Source organism: Janthinobacterium lividum (assembly GCF_011601275.1).
GTDB classification, from domain to species: domain Bacteria; phylum Pseudomonadota; class Gammaproteobacteria; order Burkholderiales; family Burkholderiaceae_D; genus Janthinobacterium; species Janthinobacterium lividum_E.
In genome coordinates, this window is the sequence record NZ_JAAOLY010000017.1 from 66,272 (window position 1) to 83,489 (window position 17,218).

Annotated in this window: 14 protein-coding genes; 5 read left to right on the top strand and 9 right to left on the bottom strand. The window is 65.5% G+C overall.

The window, feature by feature from the left end; all coding sequences use genetic code 11:
- Positions 1-3: 3 nt before the first annotated feature.
- Both GYK42_RS22885 and GYK42_RS22890 read left to right on the top strand, forming a co-directional pair.
- Positions 4-3,120, top strand: coding sequence for an efflux RND transporter permease subunit (locus GYK42_RS22885; protein ID WP_166449347.1), 3,117 nt, complete (start codon positions 4-6; stop codon positions 3,118-3,120).
- Between the two features lie 131 nt (positions 3,121-3,251).
- Positions 3,252-4,229, top strand: a complete 978-nt coding sequence (locus tag GYK42_RS22890) for a hypothetical protein (protein WP_166449348.1) — start codon at positions 3,252-3,254, stop codon at positions 4,227-4,229.
- A 19-nt stretch (positions 4,230-4,248) separates the two neighbouring features.
- Here GYK42_RS22890 and GYK42_RS22895 read toward each other — a convergent pair whose 3' ends face one another.
- The 7 genes from GYK42_RS22895 to GYK42_RS22925 all read right to left on the bottom strand — a co-directional run bounded on the left by GYK42_RS22895 (position 4,249) and on the right by GYK42_RS22925 (position 13,303).
- The gene (locus GYK42_RS22895) at positions 4,249-4,989 is read right to left on the bottom strand and encodes a hypothetical protein (protein ID WP_166449349.1); all 741 of its coding nucleotides are present in this window, start codon (positions 4,987-4,989) and stop codon (positions 4,249-4,251) included.
- Between the two features lie 83 nt (positions 4,990-5,072).
- Complete coding sequence (locus GYK42_RS22900; RefSeq protein ID WP_166449350.1) at positions 5,073-6,470, bottom strand: efflux transporter outer membrane subunit; 1,398 nt, start codon at positions 6,468-6,470, stop codon at positions 5,073-5,075.
- On the bottom strand, positions 6,467-7,648 hold the full coding sequence (locus GYK42_RS22905) for an HlyD family secretion protein (protein ID WP_240943731.1): 1,182 nt from the start codon (positions 7,646-7,648) through the stop codon (positions 6,467-6,469). Before GYK42_RS22905 ends, GYK42_RS22900 begins: the two co-directional genes overlap by 4 nt.
- Positions 7,635-9,329 (bottom strand): MFS transporter, encoded by a 1,695-nt coding sequence (locus GYK42_RS22910; protein ID WP_205711515.1) that lies wholly within the window; start codon positions 9,327-9,329, stop codon positions 7,635-7,637. Before GYK42_RS22910 ends, GYK42_RS22905 begins: the two co-directional genes overlap by 14 nt.
- Before the next feature lie 189 nt (positions 9,330-9,518).
- A complete protein-coding gene (locus GYK42_RS22915; protein WP_277346665.1) occupies positions 9,519-11,930 on the bottom strand; it encodes a catalase in 2,412 nt (803 codons plus the stop codon).
- A 253-nt stretch (positions 11,931-12,183) separates the two neighbouring features.
- On the bottom strand, positions 12,184-12,537 hold the full coding sequence (locus GYK42_RS22920) for a DUF883 family protein (RefSeq protein WP_046686082.1): 354 nt from the start codon (positions 12,535-12,537) through the stop codon (positions 12,184-12,186).
- A 352-nt stretch (positions 12,538-12,889) separates the two neighbouring features.
- Positions 12,890-13,303, bottom strand: coding sequence for a DoxX family protein (locus GYK42_RS22925; RefSeq protein ID WP_205711516.1), 414 nt, complete (start codon positions 13,301-13,303; stop codon positions 12,890-12,892).
- 187 nt (positions 13,304-13,490) lie between these two features.
- Here GYK42_RS22925 and GYK42_RS22930 point away from each other — a divergent pair, with 187 nt between their 5' ends.
- The 3 genes from GYK42_RS22930 (at position 13,491) to GYK42_RS22940 (ending at position 16,035) form a co-directional block, all read left to right on the top strand.
- A complete protein-coding gene (locus tag GYK42_RS22930; protein WP_166449351.1) occupies positions 13,491-14,471 on the top strand; it encodes an alpha/beta fold hydrolase in 981 nt (326 codons plus the stop codon).
- A 173-nt stretch (positions 14,472-14,644) separates the two neighbouring features.
- Positions 14,645-15,379: a sensor histidine kinase gene (locus GYK42_RS22935; RefSeq protein WP_166449352.1), complete on the top strand. Its 735-nt coding sequence runs from the start codon at positions 14,645-14,647 to the stop codon at positions 15,377-15,379.
- Positions 15,380-15,387: 8 nt separating this feature from the next.
- Positions 15,388-16,035 (top strand): response regulator, encoded by a 648-nt coding sequence (locus GYK42_RS22940; protein ID WP_240943733.1) that lies wholly within the window; start codon positions 15,388-15,390, stop codon positions 16,033-16,035.
- Positions 16,036-16,046: 11 nt separating this feature from the next.
- Here the strand turns inward: GYK42_RS22940 and GYK42_RS22945 are convergent, their stop codons facing one another.
- Together GYK42_RS22945 and GYK42_RS22950 are read right to left on the bottom strand one after the other, a co-directional pair.
- Positions 16,047-16,328, bottom strand: coding sequence for a XapX domain-containing protein (locus GYK42_RS22945; RefSeq protein ID WP_058050515.1), 282 nt, complete (start codon positions 16,326-16,328; stop codon positions 16,047-16,049).
- 70 nt (positions 16,329-16,398) lie between these two features.
- Positions 16,399-17,085, bottom strand: a complete 687-nt coding sequence (locus GYK42_RS22950; RefSeq protein WP_166449353.1) for a hydrolase — start codon at positions 17,083-17,085, stop codon at positions 16,399-16,401.
- Positions 17,086-17,218: the final 133 nt, after the last annotated feature.

Genomic DNA, 17,218 nt, shown 5'->3' on the forward strand with positions numbered 1-17,218 from the left:
GCCATGAATTTTTCCTCCCTCTCGATCAAGAATCCGATCCCGGCCATCATGCTGTTCGCGCTGCTGACCCTGGCCGGTCTGCTGGCCTACAAGGCCAATCCGGTGCAGGATTTCCCCGACATCGAACTGCCCATCGTCACCGTCAGCGCCGTGCTGCCTGGCGCCGCGCCGGCCCAGCTGGAAACGGAAGTGGCGCGCAAGATCGAAGACTCCGTCGCCACCTTGCAAGGCGTGAAAAACATCTACACCAAGGTGCTCGATGGCGTCGTCACGGTAACCGTCGAATTCATCCTGGAAAAGCAGATCGCCGAAGCCGTCAACGATGTGCGCGACGCCGTCGCCCGCGTCAAGGCGGACATGCCGGCCGAACTGCGCGACCCCACCGTCACCAAGGCCTCCACGGCAGGGCGCGTGGTGCTGACCTTTATCGCCACGGCAAAGCCGGGCGTGGACAACCCGCTCGACGCGCCCGACCTGTCGTGGTTCGTCGACAACACGGTGGCCAAGCGCCTCTTGACGGTGCCCGGCGTGGGCGCCGTCACCAGGGTCGGCGGCGTCTACCGCGAGATACAGGTGGAACTCGACGAGGCGCGCATGGCAGCGCTGAAGGTCTCCGCCCTCGACGTCTCGCGCCAGCTGCGCCTGGTGCAGCGCGAAGCGCCTGGCGGCAGGGGCGACATCAGCGGCGCCGAGCAGTCGGTGCGCACCATCGCCACAGTGAAAACGGCCGATGAACTGTCGCGCGTGGAAGTGCCGCTGCCGGACGGCCGCCATGTGCGCCTGGACCAGGTGGCCACCGTGCGCGACACCATCGCCGAACCGCGCGCGCTGGCCGAGCAGGATGGCAAGACGGTCGTCGCCTTTGAAGTATTCCGCACCAAGGGCGCCAGCGAAGTGGCTGTCGCCAAGGGCGCGCGCGACGCCATCGCCGACCTGCAGAAGGAAAACCCGAACGTGGTGCTGCAGCAGTCGATCGACAATGCCTTCCCCGTCGAGGAAAACTTCGACGGCTCGATGGAACTGCTGTACGAAGGCGCGCTGCTGGCCGTGCTGGTGGTGTGGTGGTTCCTGCGCGACTGGCGCGCCACCCTGGTGGCTGCCGCCGCCCTGCCCCTGTCCGTGATGCCCGCTTTCCTCGGCATCTACTGGTTCGGCTACACGCTCAATACCGTCACCCTGCTGTCGCTGGCCCTGGTCGTCGGCGTGCTGGTCGACGACGCCATCGTGGAAATCGAAAACATCGAGCGCCATCTGCGCATGGGCAAGTCGCCGATGGAAGCGGCCATGGAAGCGGCCGACGAAATCGGCATGGCGGTCATCGCCACCACGTTCGCGCTGGTGGCCGTGTTCCTGCCGACAGCCTTCATGAGCGGCATTCCCGGCCTGTTCTTCAAGCAGTTCGGCTGGACGGCCGTGCTGGCCGTGCTGGCCTCGCTGGTGGTGGCGCGGTTGCTCACGCCGATGATGGCGGCCTACATCCTGAAACCGCTGCCGCACAAGGAAGAGCAGGATGGCTGGCTGATGACGCGCTACCTGACGGTCATGCGCTGGTGCCTGAACCACCGCGGCATCACGGCCATCGCCGCGGCCCTGTTCTTTGTCGGCGCCATCGCGCTCGTGCCGCTGCTGCCGACGGGTTTCGTGCCGGCCGCCGACCGCGCGCAGACGCAGATCAACCTGGAACTGCCGCCCGGCTCCACCCTGGGCGAAACGCAGGCCGTGGCAGCCCTGGCGCGCGATGCGGCCATGCGCACGCCGGGCATACAAGGCGTCTTCAGTTCGATAGGCGGCGGCTCGAGCGGCGACGCCTTCGCCCCCGGCGCGGCAGCCGAGGCGCGCCGCGCCGTGCTGACCCTGACCACCGTGCACCGCACGGAGCGCAAGGAATCGATGGCGGACCTGGAAACGCAGCTGCGCCACAAGCTCGATACCATCCCCGGAGCCCGCTTCACGGTGGGACCGCCCGACACGGGCGTCAAGATGCAGCTGGTGCTGCGCTCGGAAGACCCGGTGGCGCTGATGGCAGCGGCGCAAAAGGTCGAGCGCGAACTGCGCGGTCTGAAAGGCATCGGCAACGTCAATTCCAGCGCCTCGCTGGTGCGTCCGGAAATCATCGTGCGTCCTGATTTCGCCAAGGCGGCGGACCTGGGCGTGACGGCGGCGGCCATCGGCGAAACCGTGCGCGTGGCCACGGCCGGCGACTACGACACCGACTTGACGAAAATGAACCTGCCCGAGCGGCAAGTACCGATCCGCGTCAAGCTGCCCAACAGCGTGCGCGCCGACCTGGCCGCCATCGAGCGCCTGACGGTGCCCGGCAAGAATGGTCCCGTACGCCTGGCGAACGTGGCCAGCGTGACGATGGAAAGCGGCCCGGCGCAGATCGACCGTTTGAACCGCAGCCGCAACGTGACGCTCGACGTGGAACTCGGTTCGCGCACCCTCGGTGAACTGAATGAAGAAGCGCGCGCGCTGCCGTCGATGAAGAACTTGCCGCCATCCGTGAAGATCGCCGAACTGGGCGACGCGCAGGAAATGGCCTCGCTGTTCGCCAGCTTCGGCCTGGCCATGTTGATCGGCGTGCTGTGCATCTATTGCGTGCTGGTGTTGCTGTTCAAGGACTTCATGCAGCCGGTGACCATCCTGGCGGCGCTGCCGCTGTCGATTGGCGGCGCCTTCGTGGCGCTCCTGATCACGGGCAGCGCCCTGTCGATGCCATCGATGATCGGCCTGATCATGCTGATGGGGATCGTCACCAAGAACTCGATCCTGCTGGTCGACTATGCGATCCTGGCGCGCCAGGCCGGCATGAACCGCTTCGACGCGCTGGTCGACGCCTGCCACAAGCGCAGCCGCCCCATCCTGATGACGACGATCGCCATGGGTGCCGGCATGATGCCGCTGGCGCTGGGCTGGGGCGCCGACCCCAGCTTCCGTTCGCCGATGGCCATTACCGTCATCGGCGGCCTGATCACGTCGACTTTACTGAGCCTGCTGGTGGTGCCGGCCGTGTTCACCTACATCGACGACCTCGAGCACCTGCTCAAGCGCGGCATGGCGAAACTGCGCCGCCAGAAGGCGCCGCTGCGGCGCGACGACAAGGTGGTGCTGGAAAAATAAATGCAGCGCTAAATTGCAAAATCGCCCCCTGCGGGCAAGGAAGCGAGGGACCGGCCGCCAGGCCGCGCTCCCTCGCTTTCATCTATCTGGCATACTGCGCCCATTCTCCATGAACGCAATCTGCCCTGCCTATGAATCACCGTACCCCGCTCGTCCTGCTACTGGTATCCGCACTGCTCGGCGCGTGCTCGGACAAGACCGCCCCCGCCAGCGCCGACCTGGCTGCTGACGTGGTCACCGAAGTCCCCGCTGCCGCTGCCGCGGCAGACACCGCGTCGGCCGAACACGTGCCGCCGCCTTCCGCCACCGCCCCAAGGACGGAAGCGATGAACACGCCGCAGGCGCGCGAGCGCGAGGTGGGCATGATGCGCGCCGTCTTCGGCAAGGACTACCGCAGCGACAGCGACGATGCGCTGGCCGACCTGTCCGATCCCGACAACCACGTCGACAAGCTCAGTTACGTGGTCAGCGCCGTCAGCCACAAGCTGCTGCCCGATGGCAGCGCCATTCTGGTGGCGAATGCGGAAACGGCCAACACGGAAGGCACGGCCGAATCGGCGCATGCCTCGCCGGGGTTGCTGAATGTCTTTTTCCTGGCGCCCAAGGGTCAGCCGGAAGACGGCCAGTGGCAAGTCGTGAAACGACTGGAAAACATCGCAGCCTTGGGCTCTTCGGGGCAACTCGGTGAAGTCCACTGGGTCATGCTGGGCGCGAACAAGCCGGGACTGGCGATCCGCCATGGCTATACGGGCCAGGGCTATACCATCACGCAACTGGCCCTGTTTGAAATCGGCGACGGCAAGGTCACCTCGCTCGATGGTGCCGTCGACCTGTATTCGGACAATATGGGCGCCTGCGGGCCTGAGACGGACGAGTGCTGGATGGTCAAGGGGAACTGGCGCTTCGCGCCGGCGCGCAATGGCGGCGCCTACGACGACTTGCTGATCGATTTCAAGGGCGCCTCCGAGAAGATCAAGCCCGGCGTCACGGTCAAGCCGGACGAGGACCCGCCGCGCATCGCCACGCCCCTGAACGGCCACGCGCGCTATGGCTTCGATGGCAAGGGATATAAACTGATTGAAGGGAAGAACACGGTGCCGGGCGTTTAAACACGGCACCGTCATGCCGCTACTTGCGGGCCGCTGCCAAGCGCACCAGCAGCGGTGCATACATGGAACGCGTATGGCTGCTCCAGCGGGCCATGGCGCTGTCGATATCGAGCAGCAGGCGTTCCGACAACACCTTGTCGCCCTGCTGCAGCGCCCAGATCGCGCACTCGGCGCGGCACTCGAAACTGTTGTAGCGCGTCAGCGCATCGTCGAATTCCGCCTTCGCCTCCGCCTGCCGCCCGCTTTGGGCCAGCGCGCGCGCCGTCAGCAGGGACACCATCCCGGGACGGAAATGGATATCCGTGCGGCGGATGAATTCCAGGTGCGTCAACGCTTCGGCGCCCCGTTCGCACTCCAGGTAGGCGCGCGCCGCGCCCACGCGAATTTCCAGGTCCGATGAAAACGCTCCCTGCAGGCAGGCTTCATACGTCGATGCCGCTTCGCGCGCATTGCCAGCTTCCAGCTGCGCGCTGGCCAGGCGCATCTGGTTTTGCGCCGTCGGCGTGTACTCGAAAGCGGCCTTCGCCTCGCGCAATTCGCGGTTCGGATCGAGCACCTGCACGGCTACCGACGCGACCTTGCGCGCGCCTTGCGGCAGGCGCGAATTGGGCAGGTAGATGGCGAAGAAATACACCACGCTGCCCAGCAGCGGGAACATGAATAAAATGAGCAGCCAGTACAGCTGCTGCCCGTTGCGCACCACGTGGATCGCAAAAAATACCGCGATCAGGATGTGGATGCCTATGCCAAAAATCGTCATGCTGCGACCTCGTTAGTTCGTGATGGAAGCGGCTGGCACCATGCCGCCGCTTTTCCAGGCCAGATAGTACACCGGCAGTGTGGCTATTGTCCGCCGCCAGCCGACCAGCCCCCCCCCATGGCGCGGTACAGGTCGACCGAAGCGACGAGGATACGCGTCTTCAGTTGCAGCAGTCCCACGTCGGCGCTGTACAGGGTGCGTTGGGCGTCGAGTTCTTCCAGGTACGAGGCGTAACCATTGCGGTAGCGGTTGTGCGCGATGCGCAAGGTGTCGGCGGCAGCGGCGCGGCGCGCGTCGTTTTCCACGGCCTGCTGCTGGAGACGGTAGATGGCGCCCAGGCTGTTTTCCGTTTCGGCGAAAGCATTGCGCACCACGTTTTCATACGCGTACACGAGCTGGTCTCGCTGCGCGCCTGCCGCATCCGTCTGCGCCTGCACGCGCGCGCCATCGAACAGGGGGCCGGCCGCCAGCGCCGTCAGGCGCCACAAAGCCGTCGGCGCATGCAGGAAATCGGTCAAGGTCGTCGCTTGCCCGCCGCCGACGGCCGTCAGCTTGAACGAGGGCAGCAGCTGGTCGCGCGTGGCTGCCAGGCTGGCGTTGGCGGCCGCCAGGTTGTGTTCCGCGCGCGCGATGTCGGGCCGCCGGCGCAGCAATTCGGAGGGCAAGCCTGCCGGCACGCCAGGCGCCGCCAGCTCGGCCAACGGCAAGCCGCGCGCGATGGGGCCCGGATTGCCGCCGACGAGAACGGCCAGCGCGTTTTCCTGTTCAAAGATCTGCCGCTGCAGCTGCGGCACCTGTTCGGCCGCCGCATGGTATTCCGATTGCGCCTGCAGCCATTCCAGGCGCGAGCTGTAGCCCACCTCGAACTGCTTGCGCGCCAGCTCGCGCGACTGTTCGCGCAGCTGCAAGGTCGATTGCGTCAGCGCCAGCTGCGCGTCGAGTCCCCGCAAATTCAGGTAGCTCGTCGCCACGCTGGCGGCGATCGACAGGGCCGCCGCATCGAGGTTGGCCTGCTCGGCGCGGTAGCTCTCGCCCGCCGCATCGCTCAGGCTGGCCAGCCGGCCCCACACATCGATTTCATAGCTGGCCTGCAGTTCCGCCTGGAAGACATTCGTCACATACGGCTTGCCGCTGGACGCCAGGGTGCGCGTGCGCGTGGGCGAACCATCGATGGCCAGGTTGGGCGCGCGGTTCGCGTCGGCCTGCGCCAGGCGCGCGCGGTATTCCTGCACGCGGGCGCGCGCCACGCGCAAGTCGCCATTGCGCGCCAGCGCCTCGCCCACCAGGTCGCTCAGCACGGGATCACCGAAGGCTTGCCACCACAGCTGCTCGACGTGGGCGTCAGTAGCCGCGGGGGCACCGATGGCTTGCGCGCGCCAGCCGGACGGCAGTTGCAGTGCCGACGCAGGCTGCGGTGGCGCGTTGGCGGCACAGCCTGCCAGCGCCAGCGCGCCGGCCATCAGCAGGAAACGGCGCTTCATGGCTTGGCCTTCTTCGGCGCTGGCGGCGGCGCCGGATTGTCCGCCGAGTCGTTCAGCACGGCCGACGTATCGACGCTGACCACCACCGACATGCCCGGCACGAGCCGGCGCGCATTCGCCTGCCCCGCATCGATGCGGATGCGCACAGGGATGCGCTGGGCGATCTTGAGGTAGTTGCCCGTCGCGTTATCGGCCGGCAGCACGGAAAATTCGGAACCCGTGGCTGGAGAAATGCGTTCCACCTGCCCCGTCAGCACGGCGCCGTCGAGCGCGTCGACGTGGAAGGTGGCGCTCTGCCCTTCCTGCACGCCGTTCATCTGCGTTTCCTTGAAATTGGCGATCACCCACATCTGGCGCGGCACCAGCGCCATCAGCTGCGCGCCCGAATTGACGTATGCGCCCTGGCGCACCGTCACCTGGCCCAGCTGACCATCGGATGGCGCCACGATGCGCGTATTATCGAGGTCGATTTTCGCCGCCTTGACGGCCGCCTGCGCGTTCGCCACGGCCGCTTCCAGTGCCTGCTTGTTGACCACCACGCTATGCACGCTTTGCTGGGCGATGTCGAGATTGGCGCGGGCTTGCGCCAGCGCCGCCGCCATCTGCGCCTGCGTGGCGCGCGACTGGTCGTGCTCGCGCTGCGACAGCGAACCGTCGGCCACCAGCTGTTCCACGCGATTGAGGTCGGCGCTGGCCTTCTTCGACTGCGCCTCCGCATTCGCCAGCGCCGCTTCGCTGACGGAAATGCCCGCCTGCGCGCTGGCCTTTTGCTGCGCCCAGTTCGACAGCGCCGCCTGCTGCGCGGCCAGCTGCGCCTGCGCCTGTTCGTAGCGCTGCTGGTAGATGCGGTCGTCGATGCGCACCAGCAGCTGGCCTTCCTTCACATCCATGAAATCCTGCACCGTCACTTCCACGACATAGCCGGACAGCTGGGTGCCGATGATGGTCACCTGCCCCCGCACGGTGGCGTTTTCGGTCGTCACGATGGGACTGGTGAACGGCGGCAGACGCCACGCGTACAGCACGATCAGCACGCCCACCAGGGCCACGGCGGCAAAGGCCAGCGCGGACAGCCACTGGTGGCGGCGGTCGGGCTGCGCCGTGGAGGCGGCGGGTGCTGGCGTGGGCACGGCGGCAGGCGTTGTCGGTGCTGGTGGCGGCGTATTATTTTCTGTCATTGCTCGGTTCCGAATTGGTAATGGGGACGATGGCCATGGCCGTCTGCGCATCGCGCACGGGGCCGACCAGGCGGCGTGCGCCGGTGGTGATGCGGGTCCAGGACTGGCTGACCAGCATCCAGATCAGGGTGGCGATGGCGACGCCGGCGATCATCAAGAAAACGTCGTTGTAGGCCAGCACATTGGCTTCGCGCGTGGCGACGGCACCCAGGCGCGCCACGCCCTGGGCGCTGCGCAAGGCGGGGTCCATCAGCACGCTGCCATAGCTTGACGCGCCCGACTGCACACGGGCCACCACCTGCGGGTCGAGCATGGTCAGATGCTCGACCAGGTAGCTGGAATGGTATTTCTCGCGCGCCGTCTGGATGGTGCCGACGATGGCCGCGCCGAGCAAACCACCCAGGTTCTGCGTCATGGTAAACATCACGGAAAAACTCACCAGGTTGCGCGGTTCGGCGATCACGGCGCCCATGCCTGCCACCATGGTGGGGCCGAGGAAGTACGTGCCGCCAAAGGCCAGCAGGAACTGGCTCACATACATGTTGACGGGGCGCGTCTGGCTGGTGGCGTGCGCATCGATCAGGGCGCCGGCAGCGATCAGCAGCAGCGCGAACATCAGCGAACGGTTCAGGGTGGCCGGATTGATCGTCAGCGCGCTGACCACCAGGCCCGCCACGCTCCCCAGCAGCACCACGACGAACAGGTTCTGCATCTGGTCCGTGTTCAGGCCCAGCGCCTGCAAAAAGCCCACGGCGCCCGTCGATTCGGACAGCACGATGCGAAACAGCAGCACCGATAAAAACAGCTTGGCGATCTTGCCCGTGGTGAGCCAGCGCGTGTTGAGCAGAGGGCGCGCGCGGTTATGTTCGATGGCCAGCGCGGCGGCTATCAGCACGATGGAGCACGCCAGGCACACGCCCACCCATTCGGACTCCATCCACCACGCCGTGCGCCCCTGCGCCAGCACGGCGCACAGCAGGGCCACGCCGGGCGCAAACAGGATAAAAGTTAGGAAGTCGAGCGGCTCGAACGTCTGCACGCGGTCGCCCGGAGGCAGCTTCAGGGCCAGCACGCAGCCCAGCGCCAGCAGGGCCAGCCCCAGTTCGAACAGGTACAGGCCATGCCATTCGCCGATCTGCAGCAGTTCGGACGTGAAGATGCGCGCCAGCGGCAAGGCCAATTGGGCAAAGCCCAGGCCCAGCACCACGCCCTTCAGGCGGTGCCGCGCGGGGAACGCCTGCAAGGTGTAGTACAGGCCCAGCACCCCCAGCGCGCCGCCCACCATGCCATGCGCGGCGCGCACGGCGATCGCCGACGACAAGGTATTGGCATACAGGTGAGCGAACGTCACCAGCGCATACAGCACCAGGAACGCTTCCGTGAACAGGCGCAGGCCGAACTGCTGGCGGAACTTCACCAGCAGCAGATTCATGGAAACGATGGTCATCACGTAGGCGGCGGGCAGCCACTGCATCTGGTAGGCATAGGCGCCCAGCGAACCTTGCAGGTTCAAGATGTTGGCCGTCACCAGACCGTTGCCCAGTCCCCCCGTCAGTGCGACGATCAGGCCGACGATGAAATACGCGACACGCTTGGGCGTCGAATGTTCGGGCATCGATGGCGACCCGGGCAAGGTCGGGCGTTCGCCCGGCCCCCAGGTGCGAGGTGTGTACTTGTCCATGCGGTAATCGCGATCCGGTTTGCTGAAGCCGTTCCTTGCTGCTGTTACACAGATAGTGGCAAATGAACAGTTCTAGTCAGCAGCATATCACCGCGGGACGTTTTTATTGTTTACATTGTTGCGCGCAATTGCCGGCATTGACGGAGACAGGGCAGGCAAAGCCCACCCTGTCCTTTGCTCAGGCCCGCATCACACCTGCGGCGGATCCGTTTCGCGCGCAAACGCCCGGTGCGCGGCCAGCACCTTTTTAAAAGCCGCCACGCCTTTCACCACGTCGCCCGCCGGCGCGACGATGATGGCGGGATCGGGCTTGCCGTCGGGCAGAGTCACTGGTATGCCCGCCTTGTCCAGCAAGTCCTTGCCGGCGCCGATGGCCAGCATCGGCTTGCAGTGGCGGTATTGCAGGCGCAGGAAGTCGAGCGCGTTGGCGTCGCTGCCCAGCTGCTGCACGGCGCCCTGGCCGTCCGGCACCACGACGGCGTCGAACAGCACGCCCGGTCCCGCTTCGAGCGAGATTTCCACGGCCAGCGGCGCGCCGCCGCTCGTATCGACCGTCCCCAGGTGGCTGCCCACCAGGCGCGGCGCGGCGCCGTCAGCCAGCAGCGCGGCATAGATATTGCGCACCTGCGCGCCATCGCTGCCCGGCCCTGCCAGGATGGCCACGCGCAGGGTATGGATGCCCGTCTTGCCGGGGCGGAAAAAGAGCGACAGGGCCGGCGATGGCGGATACGCCGGCAGCGGCTGCAGCGAGGCGCGCGGCATGGCGGGCGGCAGGAGCAGGCCCAGGCCATCGGCCAGGCGCTGCGCCAGAGTCTCGTCGACATTGCGCAGCATGGCGACGATGCGCTGGCGGATCGCCACCGTCTGCACCTTGCTCAGTTCAAAGCGGAACGCATGCACGATATGGTTTTGCTCGACCGGCGTCTGGCTGATCCAGAACAGGCGCGCCTGGGCATAATGCTCGGCGAATTTCTCGGGCTTGCCGCGCACCTTGTCGCCTTCGGCGGAGGCAGGAAAACTGTTGAAACCTTTCGCGCCCGCCTGGAACGGACAGCCGCCAGCCAGCGAGTTCGGTTCATACGCGACCCGGCCCCGGTTGATGGCCTGGCGGTGCATGCCGTCGCGCTGGTTGTTGTGCACAGGCGCCAGCGGCGCATTGATGGGAATTTCGTGGAAATTCGGGCCGCCCAGGCGCGTCAGCTGGGTATCGACATAGGAATGGATGCGTCCCTGCAGCAGCGGATCGTTGCTGAAATCGATGCCGGGCACGATGTGCGCCGTGCAAAAGGCCACCTGCTCCGTCTCGGCGAAAAAATTGTCGGGATTGCGGTTCAAGACCATTTTTCCGACAGGGATGAGCGGGACGACTTCTTCGGGAATCAGCTTGGTGGGGTCGAGCACGTCGAAGGGAAACGCTTCCGCCTGCGCTTCCGTGAAGACCTGGAAGGACAGCTCGTATTCGGGATACTCGCCGCACTCGATGGCTTCCCACAGGTCGCGCCGGTGGAAGTCGGAATCGGCGCCGCTGATCTTGACGGCTTCGTCCCACACAAGCGAATGCGTGCCGGCCATCGGCGACCAGTGAAATTTGCAGAAGACGGACTGGCCCTTGGCATTGACGAGGCGGAAGGTATGCACGCCGAAGCCCTGCATCATCCGATAGCTGCGCGGGATGGCGCGGTCCGACATGACCCACATCAGCATGTGCGTGATTTCCGGCGACAGCGAGGCGAAATCCCAGAAGGTGTCGTGCGCGCTGGCCGCCTGCGGCATGCCATGGTGCGGCTCGGGCTTGACGGCGTGCACCACGTCGGGGAATTTCATCGCATCCTGGATGAAGAAGACGGGAATGTTATTGCCGACCAAATCCCAGTTGCCCTCGTCCGTATAAAACTTCACGGCAAAGCCGCGCACGTCGCGCGCCGTATCGGTGGAACCACGTTCGCCGGCCACCGTGGAAAAGCGCACGAAGACGGGCGTGCGCTTGCCCGCCCTGGCAAACGGCGCGGCGCGCGTCAGCTTGCTTTGTTCCTTGTAACATTCGAAGTAGCCATGGGCGGCCGAACCGCGCGCATGCACGACCCGTTCGGGGATGCGCTCATGGTCGAAATGCGTGAGCTTTTCACGCAGGATGAAATCTTCCATCAGGGTGGGCCCGCGCAAGCCCGCCTTCAAGGAATTCTGGTTGTCGCCCACGGGCACGCCCTGGTTGGTCGTCAGCACGCAGCCGCTGTCGTCGCTACGGGCGCCGTCGAGCGAGGCGTTACGCGCATTTTCGCCCAGCGCCGGCTGGCCATCGCCCGTCTTCGGCGACGCGGTCGTTTCGCCCGTGGTGCTGGCCGTGGCCAGCGGTTCGCCGGCTGCCACATGCACGCCTTCGACCGGCGTGCACGCGGCATCGCCATACTGGCCTTCTTCCTTGGGATTGACGGCCATGGCGGCGGCCAGTTGCTGGCCGGCGGCTGTCTTTTGCAGCAGCGCGCGGGTCACGTCATTGTCCGCGCCCAGGCTATGCGGCGCATTGCTGTCGGATGGGCCGGACATGCTGCTCAATACGGAACCCGCACCGTCCGTGGACGGCGTTTTCTTGTTGGTAGCCATTACGTCTCCTGTGAGTAGTTTGCCCCGGGAAGTAACGCTACAACTCCCTCATTCAGCGCACGAACAGGGCAATCAAAATAATGATGGGAATAGGTATGCCGATCAACCACAACAAAATGGAGCGCATCATCACTCTCCTTTACTGCTTGCTACTACTTTGTACCTTGTGCGCGTGGGCGCCGGCCCGCCCCGCCCCGCCATGACGGCGAAGGGAACAGCGCCCACGACAAATACTTCCCGGAACGCGTAAGACTTACTTACGCGAACCCAGCAATTTCGACAGGCCATAACCGGCCGCTGCCGCAATCAGCAGGGACACGGCCGGGCGTTCGCGCACATAGTCGCGGCCCGTTTCGCCGGCGCGCTGGCAGGCGGCGCCCAATTGCTTGCCGCGCGCCATCAGGGTTTCGGAAGCCTTGTTGACGGTATCGCTGACCTGGCCGATGCGGTCGCCCACCTGGTCCACGCCGTCATGGGCGCGCGTGGCCACCTTGTCGGCCAGGGGCTGGGCCTGGCTTGCCACCTTGTCGATGGTGCGGTGCAAATCCTGGCGGGTATCCTGGGCGGTGCCGTTCATATCGGAGCTGGTTTTTTCAATCGCGTTCATGATGGTTTCCTTTAACAGTGAATAATTTCAACCATGCTCGATGCCGTGACCGAATCATGATTCTCCTCGCTTCGGGGAAAAAGAAGCGGCTAAACGCTGCCGGGCTGAGCCATATCAAACAAGGATCAGCAGCAAGCTGTTGGCACTACCTTAACTGCGTCCGCCCCGCGCCACCGTGCGCTGCCACACCTTGAGGTGCAGACTTAAATTCCTGCCGGAAATAACAATCTCCGCCGGCCTGGTGGTGGTGTCGGATTAAACGGCGTTCCGCCGCTAATCCGACCTACGCTACTGTCAAATGGCGTAGGTCGGGTTAGCGGAGCGTAATCCGACACATCGTTGACATCACCGCTTATGCCCGCAACCGCGCATCGAGCGAATAGCGTCCCGCGCCGCTGATGGCGATCGTGCCGAAGACGATGATCAGCAGCCAGCCGAACTGGCCGTCGGCGATGCTCCAGTCCGGGTGCACGAGCAGCATCGACACGCCCAGCAGGAACAGCAAGGGCAAACAGGCCAGGCGCGTCAGCAAGCCGGCGGCGACCAGCAGCGGGCAGAGGATTTCCGCGAACAGGGCGCAGTACAGGGTGACGGCGCGGCCCAGGTGCAGCGGGTCGTCGATGTGCGCCAGTTCCTCGGAAAAGTGCAGCAGCTTGGGCAAGCCGTGCACCTGCAGTACCAGCAGCGCGCCCGTCACGCGCGCAAACAGCAAGCCGGCATCGGGTAAAAAAGGGCCGGCCAGCGCCGCCATCCAGTTTTTCTTCATGATCGCTCCAGTGGGAAAGCCAGTCGGCGCGGCGCGCCGCTGCCAGCCATCATAGGCAGGCGGGAGACTCGGCGCGACTGGTCTTTTGGCAGAGGCGCCGGCGCGCGTGAAGGCCTAGACTGGCCGATGCCATCACTGGTCCAGGCCGCAACCGGCCTCCCTCCCCCATCCCCGAAGGAAATGCATCATGTCCAAGAAAATCGAAGCCGAAGAAGTCACTTCCCGCCGCAAGCTGCTCGTCAGCGTCGCCGGTGTCGCCGCCGGTGCGGGCCTGCTGGCCGCCGGTGGCGCCAGCGCCGCCGCCAAGCCTGCCGCTGCTGCCGCCAACGCGCCGGGCAAGCTCACCGTCAACAGCGTTACCGTCAAGGACGGCACCGTCATCCACTTCAAGGACTGGGGCACGGGCACGCCCGTCGTCTTCAGCCACGGCTGGCCATTGCAGGGCGACGCCTGGGAAGACCAGATGATGTTCCTGGCCAGCCACGGCTACCGCGTGATCGCGCACGACCGCCGCGGCCACGGCCTGTCCAGCCAGCCATGGCAGGGAAATGACATGGATACCTATGCCGACGACCTGGCCACCCTGCTCGACGCGCTCGACATCAAGGGCGCGACCTTGGTCGGCCATTCGACGGGCGGCGGCGAAGTAGCGCGCTACATCGGCCGCCATGGCGAAAAGCGCGTGGCCAAGGCCGTGCTGGTGGGCGCCGTGCCGCCGCAGATGGTCAAGTCGGACACCAATCCGGGCGGCTTGCCGATGTCGGTGTTTGACGGCATCCGCGCCGGCGTGCTGGCCGACCGTTCGCAATTTTTCAAGGACCTGACCGTGCCGTTCTTCGGCGCCAACCGTCCCGGCAACAAGGTCTCGCAAGGGCAGCGCGACACGTTCTGGCTGCAGGGCATGCAGTGCGGCATCAAGAACGCCTACGATTGCATCAAGCAGTTTTCCGAGACGGACTTCACGGCCGACCTGAAGAAAATCTCCGTGCCGACTCTGGTCGTGCACGGCGGCGACGACCAGATCGTGCCGATCGACGCGTCCGGCAAGGCTGCGGCCAAGCTCATCAAGAACGCCAAGCTGGTCATCTATGAAGGCGCGCCGCACGGCTTGCCGGCTACCCACAAGGATCGCCTGAACGAAGACTTGCTGGCCTTTATCAAGTCCTGATCCGTTCTTCGCTTCCCGCACCGCCGGCACGCCCGGCGGTGTTTATCGCCCCAGCCGCGTAAAAAAACCGCCCGCCTCCCCCATTCGTATAACTGCCTTGCCTGACGGCGCGTGCATACTTGCTGCAATGCGGCATCCGCCGCGACAGCGACAGGAGCACGGCGATGGCCAGCATGCATTATTTCCCTCAGACGCAGGACGCCGGCCTGGCGCACGCGCAGCGCACGGGCAGCCTGGGCGGCATGGGCGAATTTGCCGCATCGGTCGCGCACGAGGTGCGCCAGCCGCTGGCGGCCATCGCGCTCAATGCCGATGCCGCCTTGCGCTGGCTCGATCACGATCCGCCCCGCCTCGACGAAGTACGCGCGGCACTGGCCCTGGTCGCCAGCGCCGGCAGCCATGCCAGCGCCGTGCTGCGCAGCGTGCATGGCCTGGCCTGCAAGGCGCCGGGCAGCCACGATCATTTTGTGGCCGACGACGCCGTACAGGACTTGCTGCCGCTGCTGCGCGCACCGCTGCAACGTCACGCCATCCACCTGGAAACGCAGCTGGCCCCGTGCCGCCCGCTGCTGCACGCCGATCCGGTGCAGTTCCGGCAAGTCCTCCTGAATCTGCTGATGAACGCCATCGAGGCCCTGCAGGGCACGAGCGACAGGCCGCGCACGGTGCTGCTGTCCTCGCGCCTCGATGGAGGCGTGCAGCATTTCAGCATCGCCGACAATGGCGCCGGCATCGCGCCGCAGGCAGCCGGCCGTCTATACGATGCCCTGTATTCCAGCAAGCCGGACGGCATGGGCATGGGCTTGCCCATCTGCCGCCGCATCCTCGACGCGCATGGCGGCCGTCTGTGGCATGCGCCCGGCGCGCCCCACGGCAGCGTCTTCCACTTCACCCTGCCAGCTCAATGAAGACAACCATGGACATGACCACGCCTCCGGCAGATGCACCGATTACCCTCTTGATCGCCGACGACCATCCGCTGATCCTGGCCGGCCTGGCCTCGCTGATCGCATCACTGCCTGGACTGCGCCTGCTGGGCCAGGCCGGCACGGGCCTCGCCGCCGTGGAGCTGTACCGGCAACTGCGGCCCGACGTGGTGCTGATGGATTTGAACATGCCGGAAATGCATGGCATCGAGGCGATCGAGCGCATCTGCGCGGACGACCCGCAAGCGAAGATCGTCATCCTCACCAGCTACCAGGGCGAGGACAGCGTGCACCGGGCCTTGCGCGCCGGCGCGCGCGGCTACCTGCTGAAGGATTCCGGCTTCCTGCAACTGACGCAGTGCATCCGCCAGGTGTCCGCCGGCAGGCAATACCTGCCGCCGGAACTGGCCGCGCAGCAGGCCGGCCGCATCGAGGCGAACCGCCTGTCGAAACGCGAGCACGACATTCTGCGGCACCTGTCCGCGGGCAAGAGCAACAAGATGATCGCGCGCAGCGCCGGCATCGAGGTGGGCACCGTCAAATTCCACGTGAATAATATTTTGACCAAGCTCAACGTATCAAGCCGCACCGAGGCGGCCACGGTGGCCGCCCGGCGCGGCTTGCTGGGCGCGTTTTAAGGCTACGGATATCAGGCGGCGCTGTCGTCCTTCTGCTGCGGCTCGGCCTTGGCCAGCGTCGGCTTCGCTTCCACGCCGCTGATCTTCGGCACGCATTCGCTGCGCAGCCACGATACCGTCACGGCTTCGCCTGCCATCAGGCGCTTGACGCTGGGGACGATCTGTTCGCCGATCAGCATGCCCAGCAGGCCGATCAGGGCTATCGCGGGCGGCGCCGGCGAGCGCACCTGCAAGACGGCGTAGATGATGCCAACGAGCAAGCCCACGGCCAGCGAAATCACATATAACTTCATGGCGCATTCCTTTCGATAAAAAAACGCCGCGCGCGGTCAGGCGCGCGGCGCATGGCATAGCCGCTTGGCGTTACTTGGCCGCTACCGGCGCCAGGGTAGTATGGTCGCCGTGGATGCGCTGCGGCGCCTTGTGCACCATCGTGTAGGCGTAGTCGACGCCCATGCCGTAGGCACCCGAATGTTCGCGCACGATGGCCATCACCGCGTCGTAGGTTGCCTTGTGCGCCCAGTCGCGCTGCCATTCCAGCAGCACCTGCTGCCAGGTCACGGGGATCACGCCGGCCTGGATCATGCGCTGCATGGCATAGTCGTGCGCTTCCTTCGAGGTGCCGCCCGAGGCGTCGGCCACCATGTAGATCTCGTAGTCGCCTTCGAGCATCGCGCACAGGGCGAAGCTGTTGTTGCACACTTCCGTCCACAGGCCCGACACGACGACTTTCTTCTTGCCGTTGGCGGCCAGCGCATCGCGCACTTTCTGGTCATCCCACGAGTTCATCGAGGTACGCTCGAGGATATCCTTGCCGGGGAAGACGTCCAGCAGTTCGGGGTAGGTATGGCCCGAGAAGCTTTCCGTTTCAACGGTGGTGATGATGGTCGGGATGTTGAACACCTTGGCGGCCTTGGCCAGGCCCACGGTGTTGTTCTTCAGGGCCTGGCGGTCCATCGATTGCACGCCGAAGGCCATCTGCGGCTGCTGGTCGATGAAAATGATCTGGCAGTTTTCCGGGGTGAGGACTTCAAGTTTGGTATTCGTCATGAGGGTATCCATATAGGCAAAGGGTTGAGTGGTACGGCCAGTTGCCATCGTAGGCGCGGCGGCGCGGCCGCACCACTATCAAAGGACTAGCCCGGCCCATTTCCCGCTGGCCCGCTGTCGGCGGGCGCCCTCC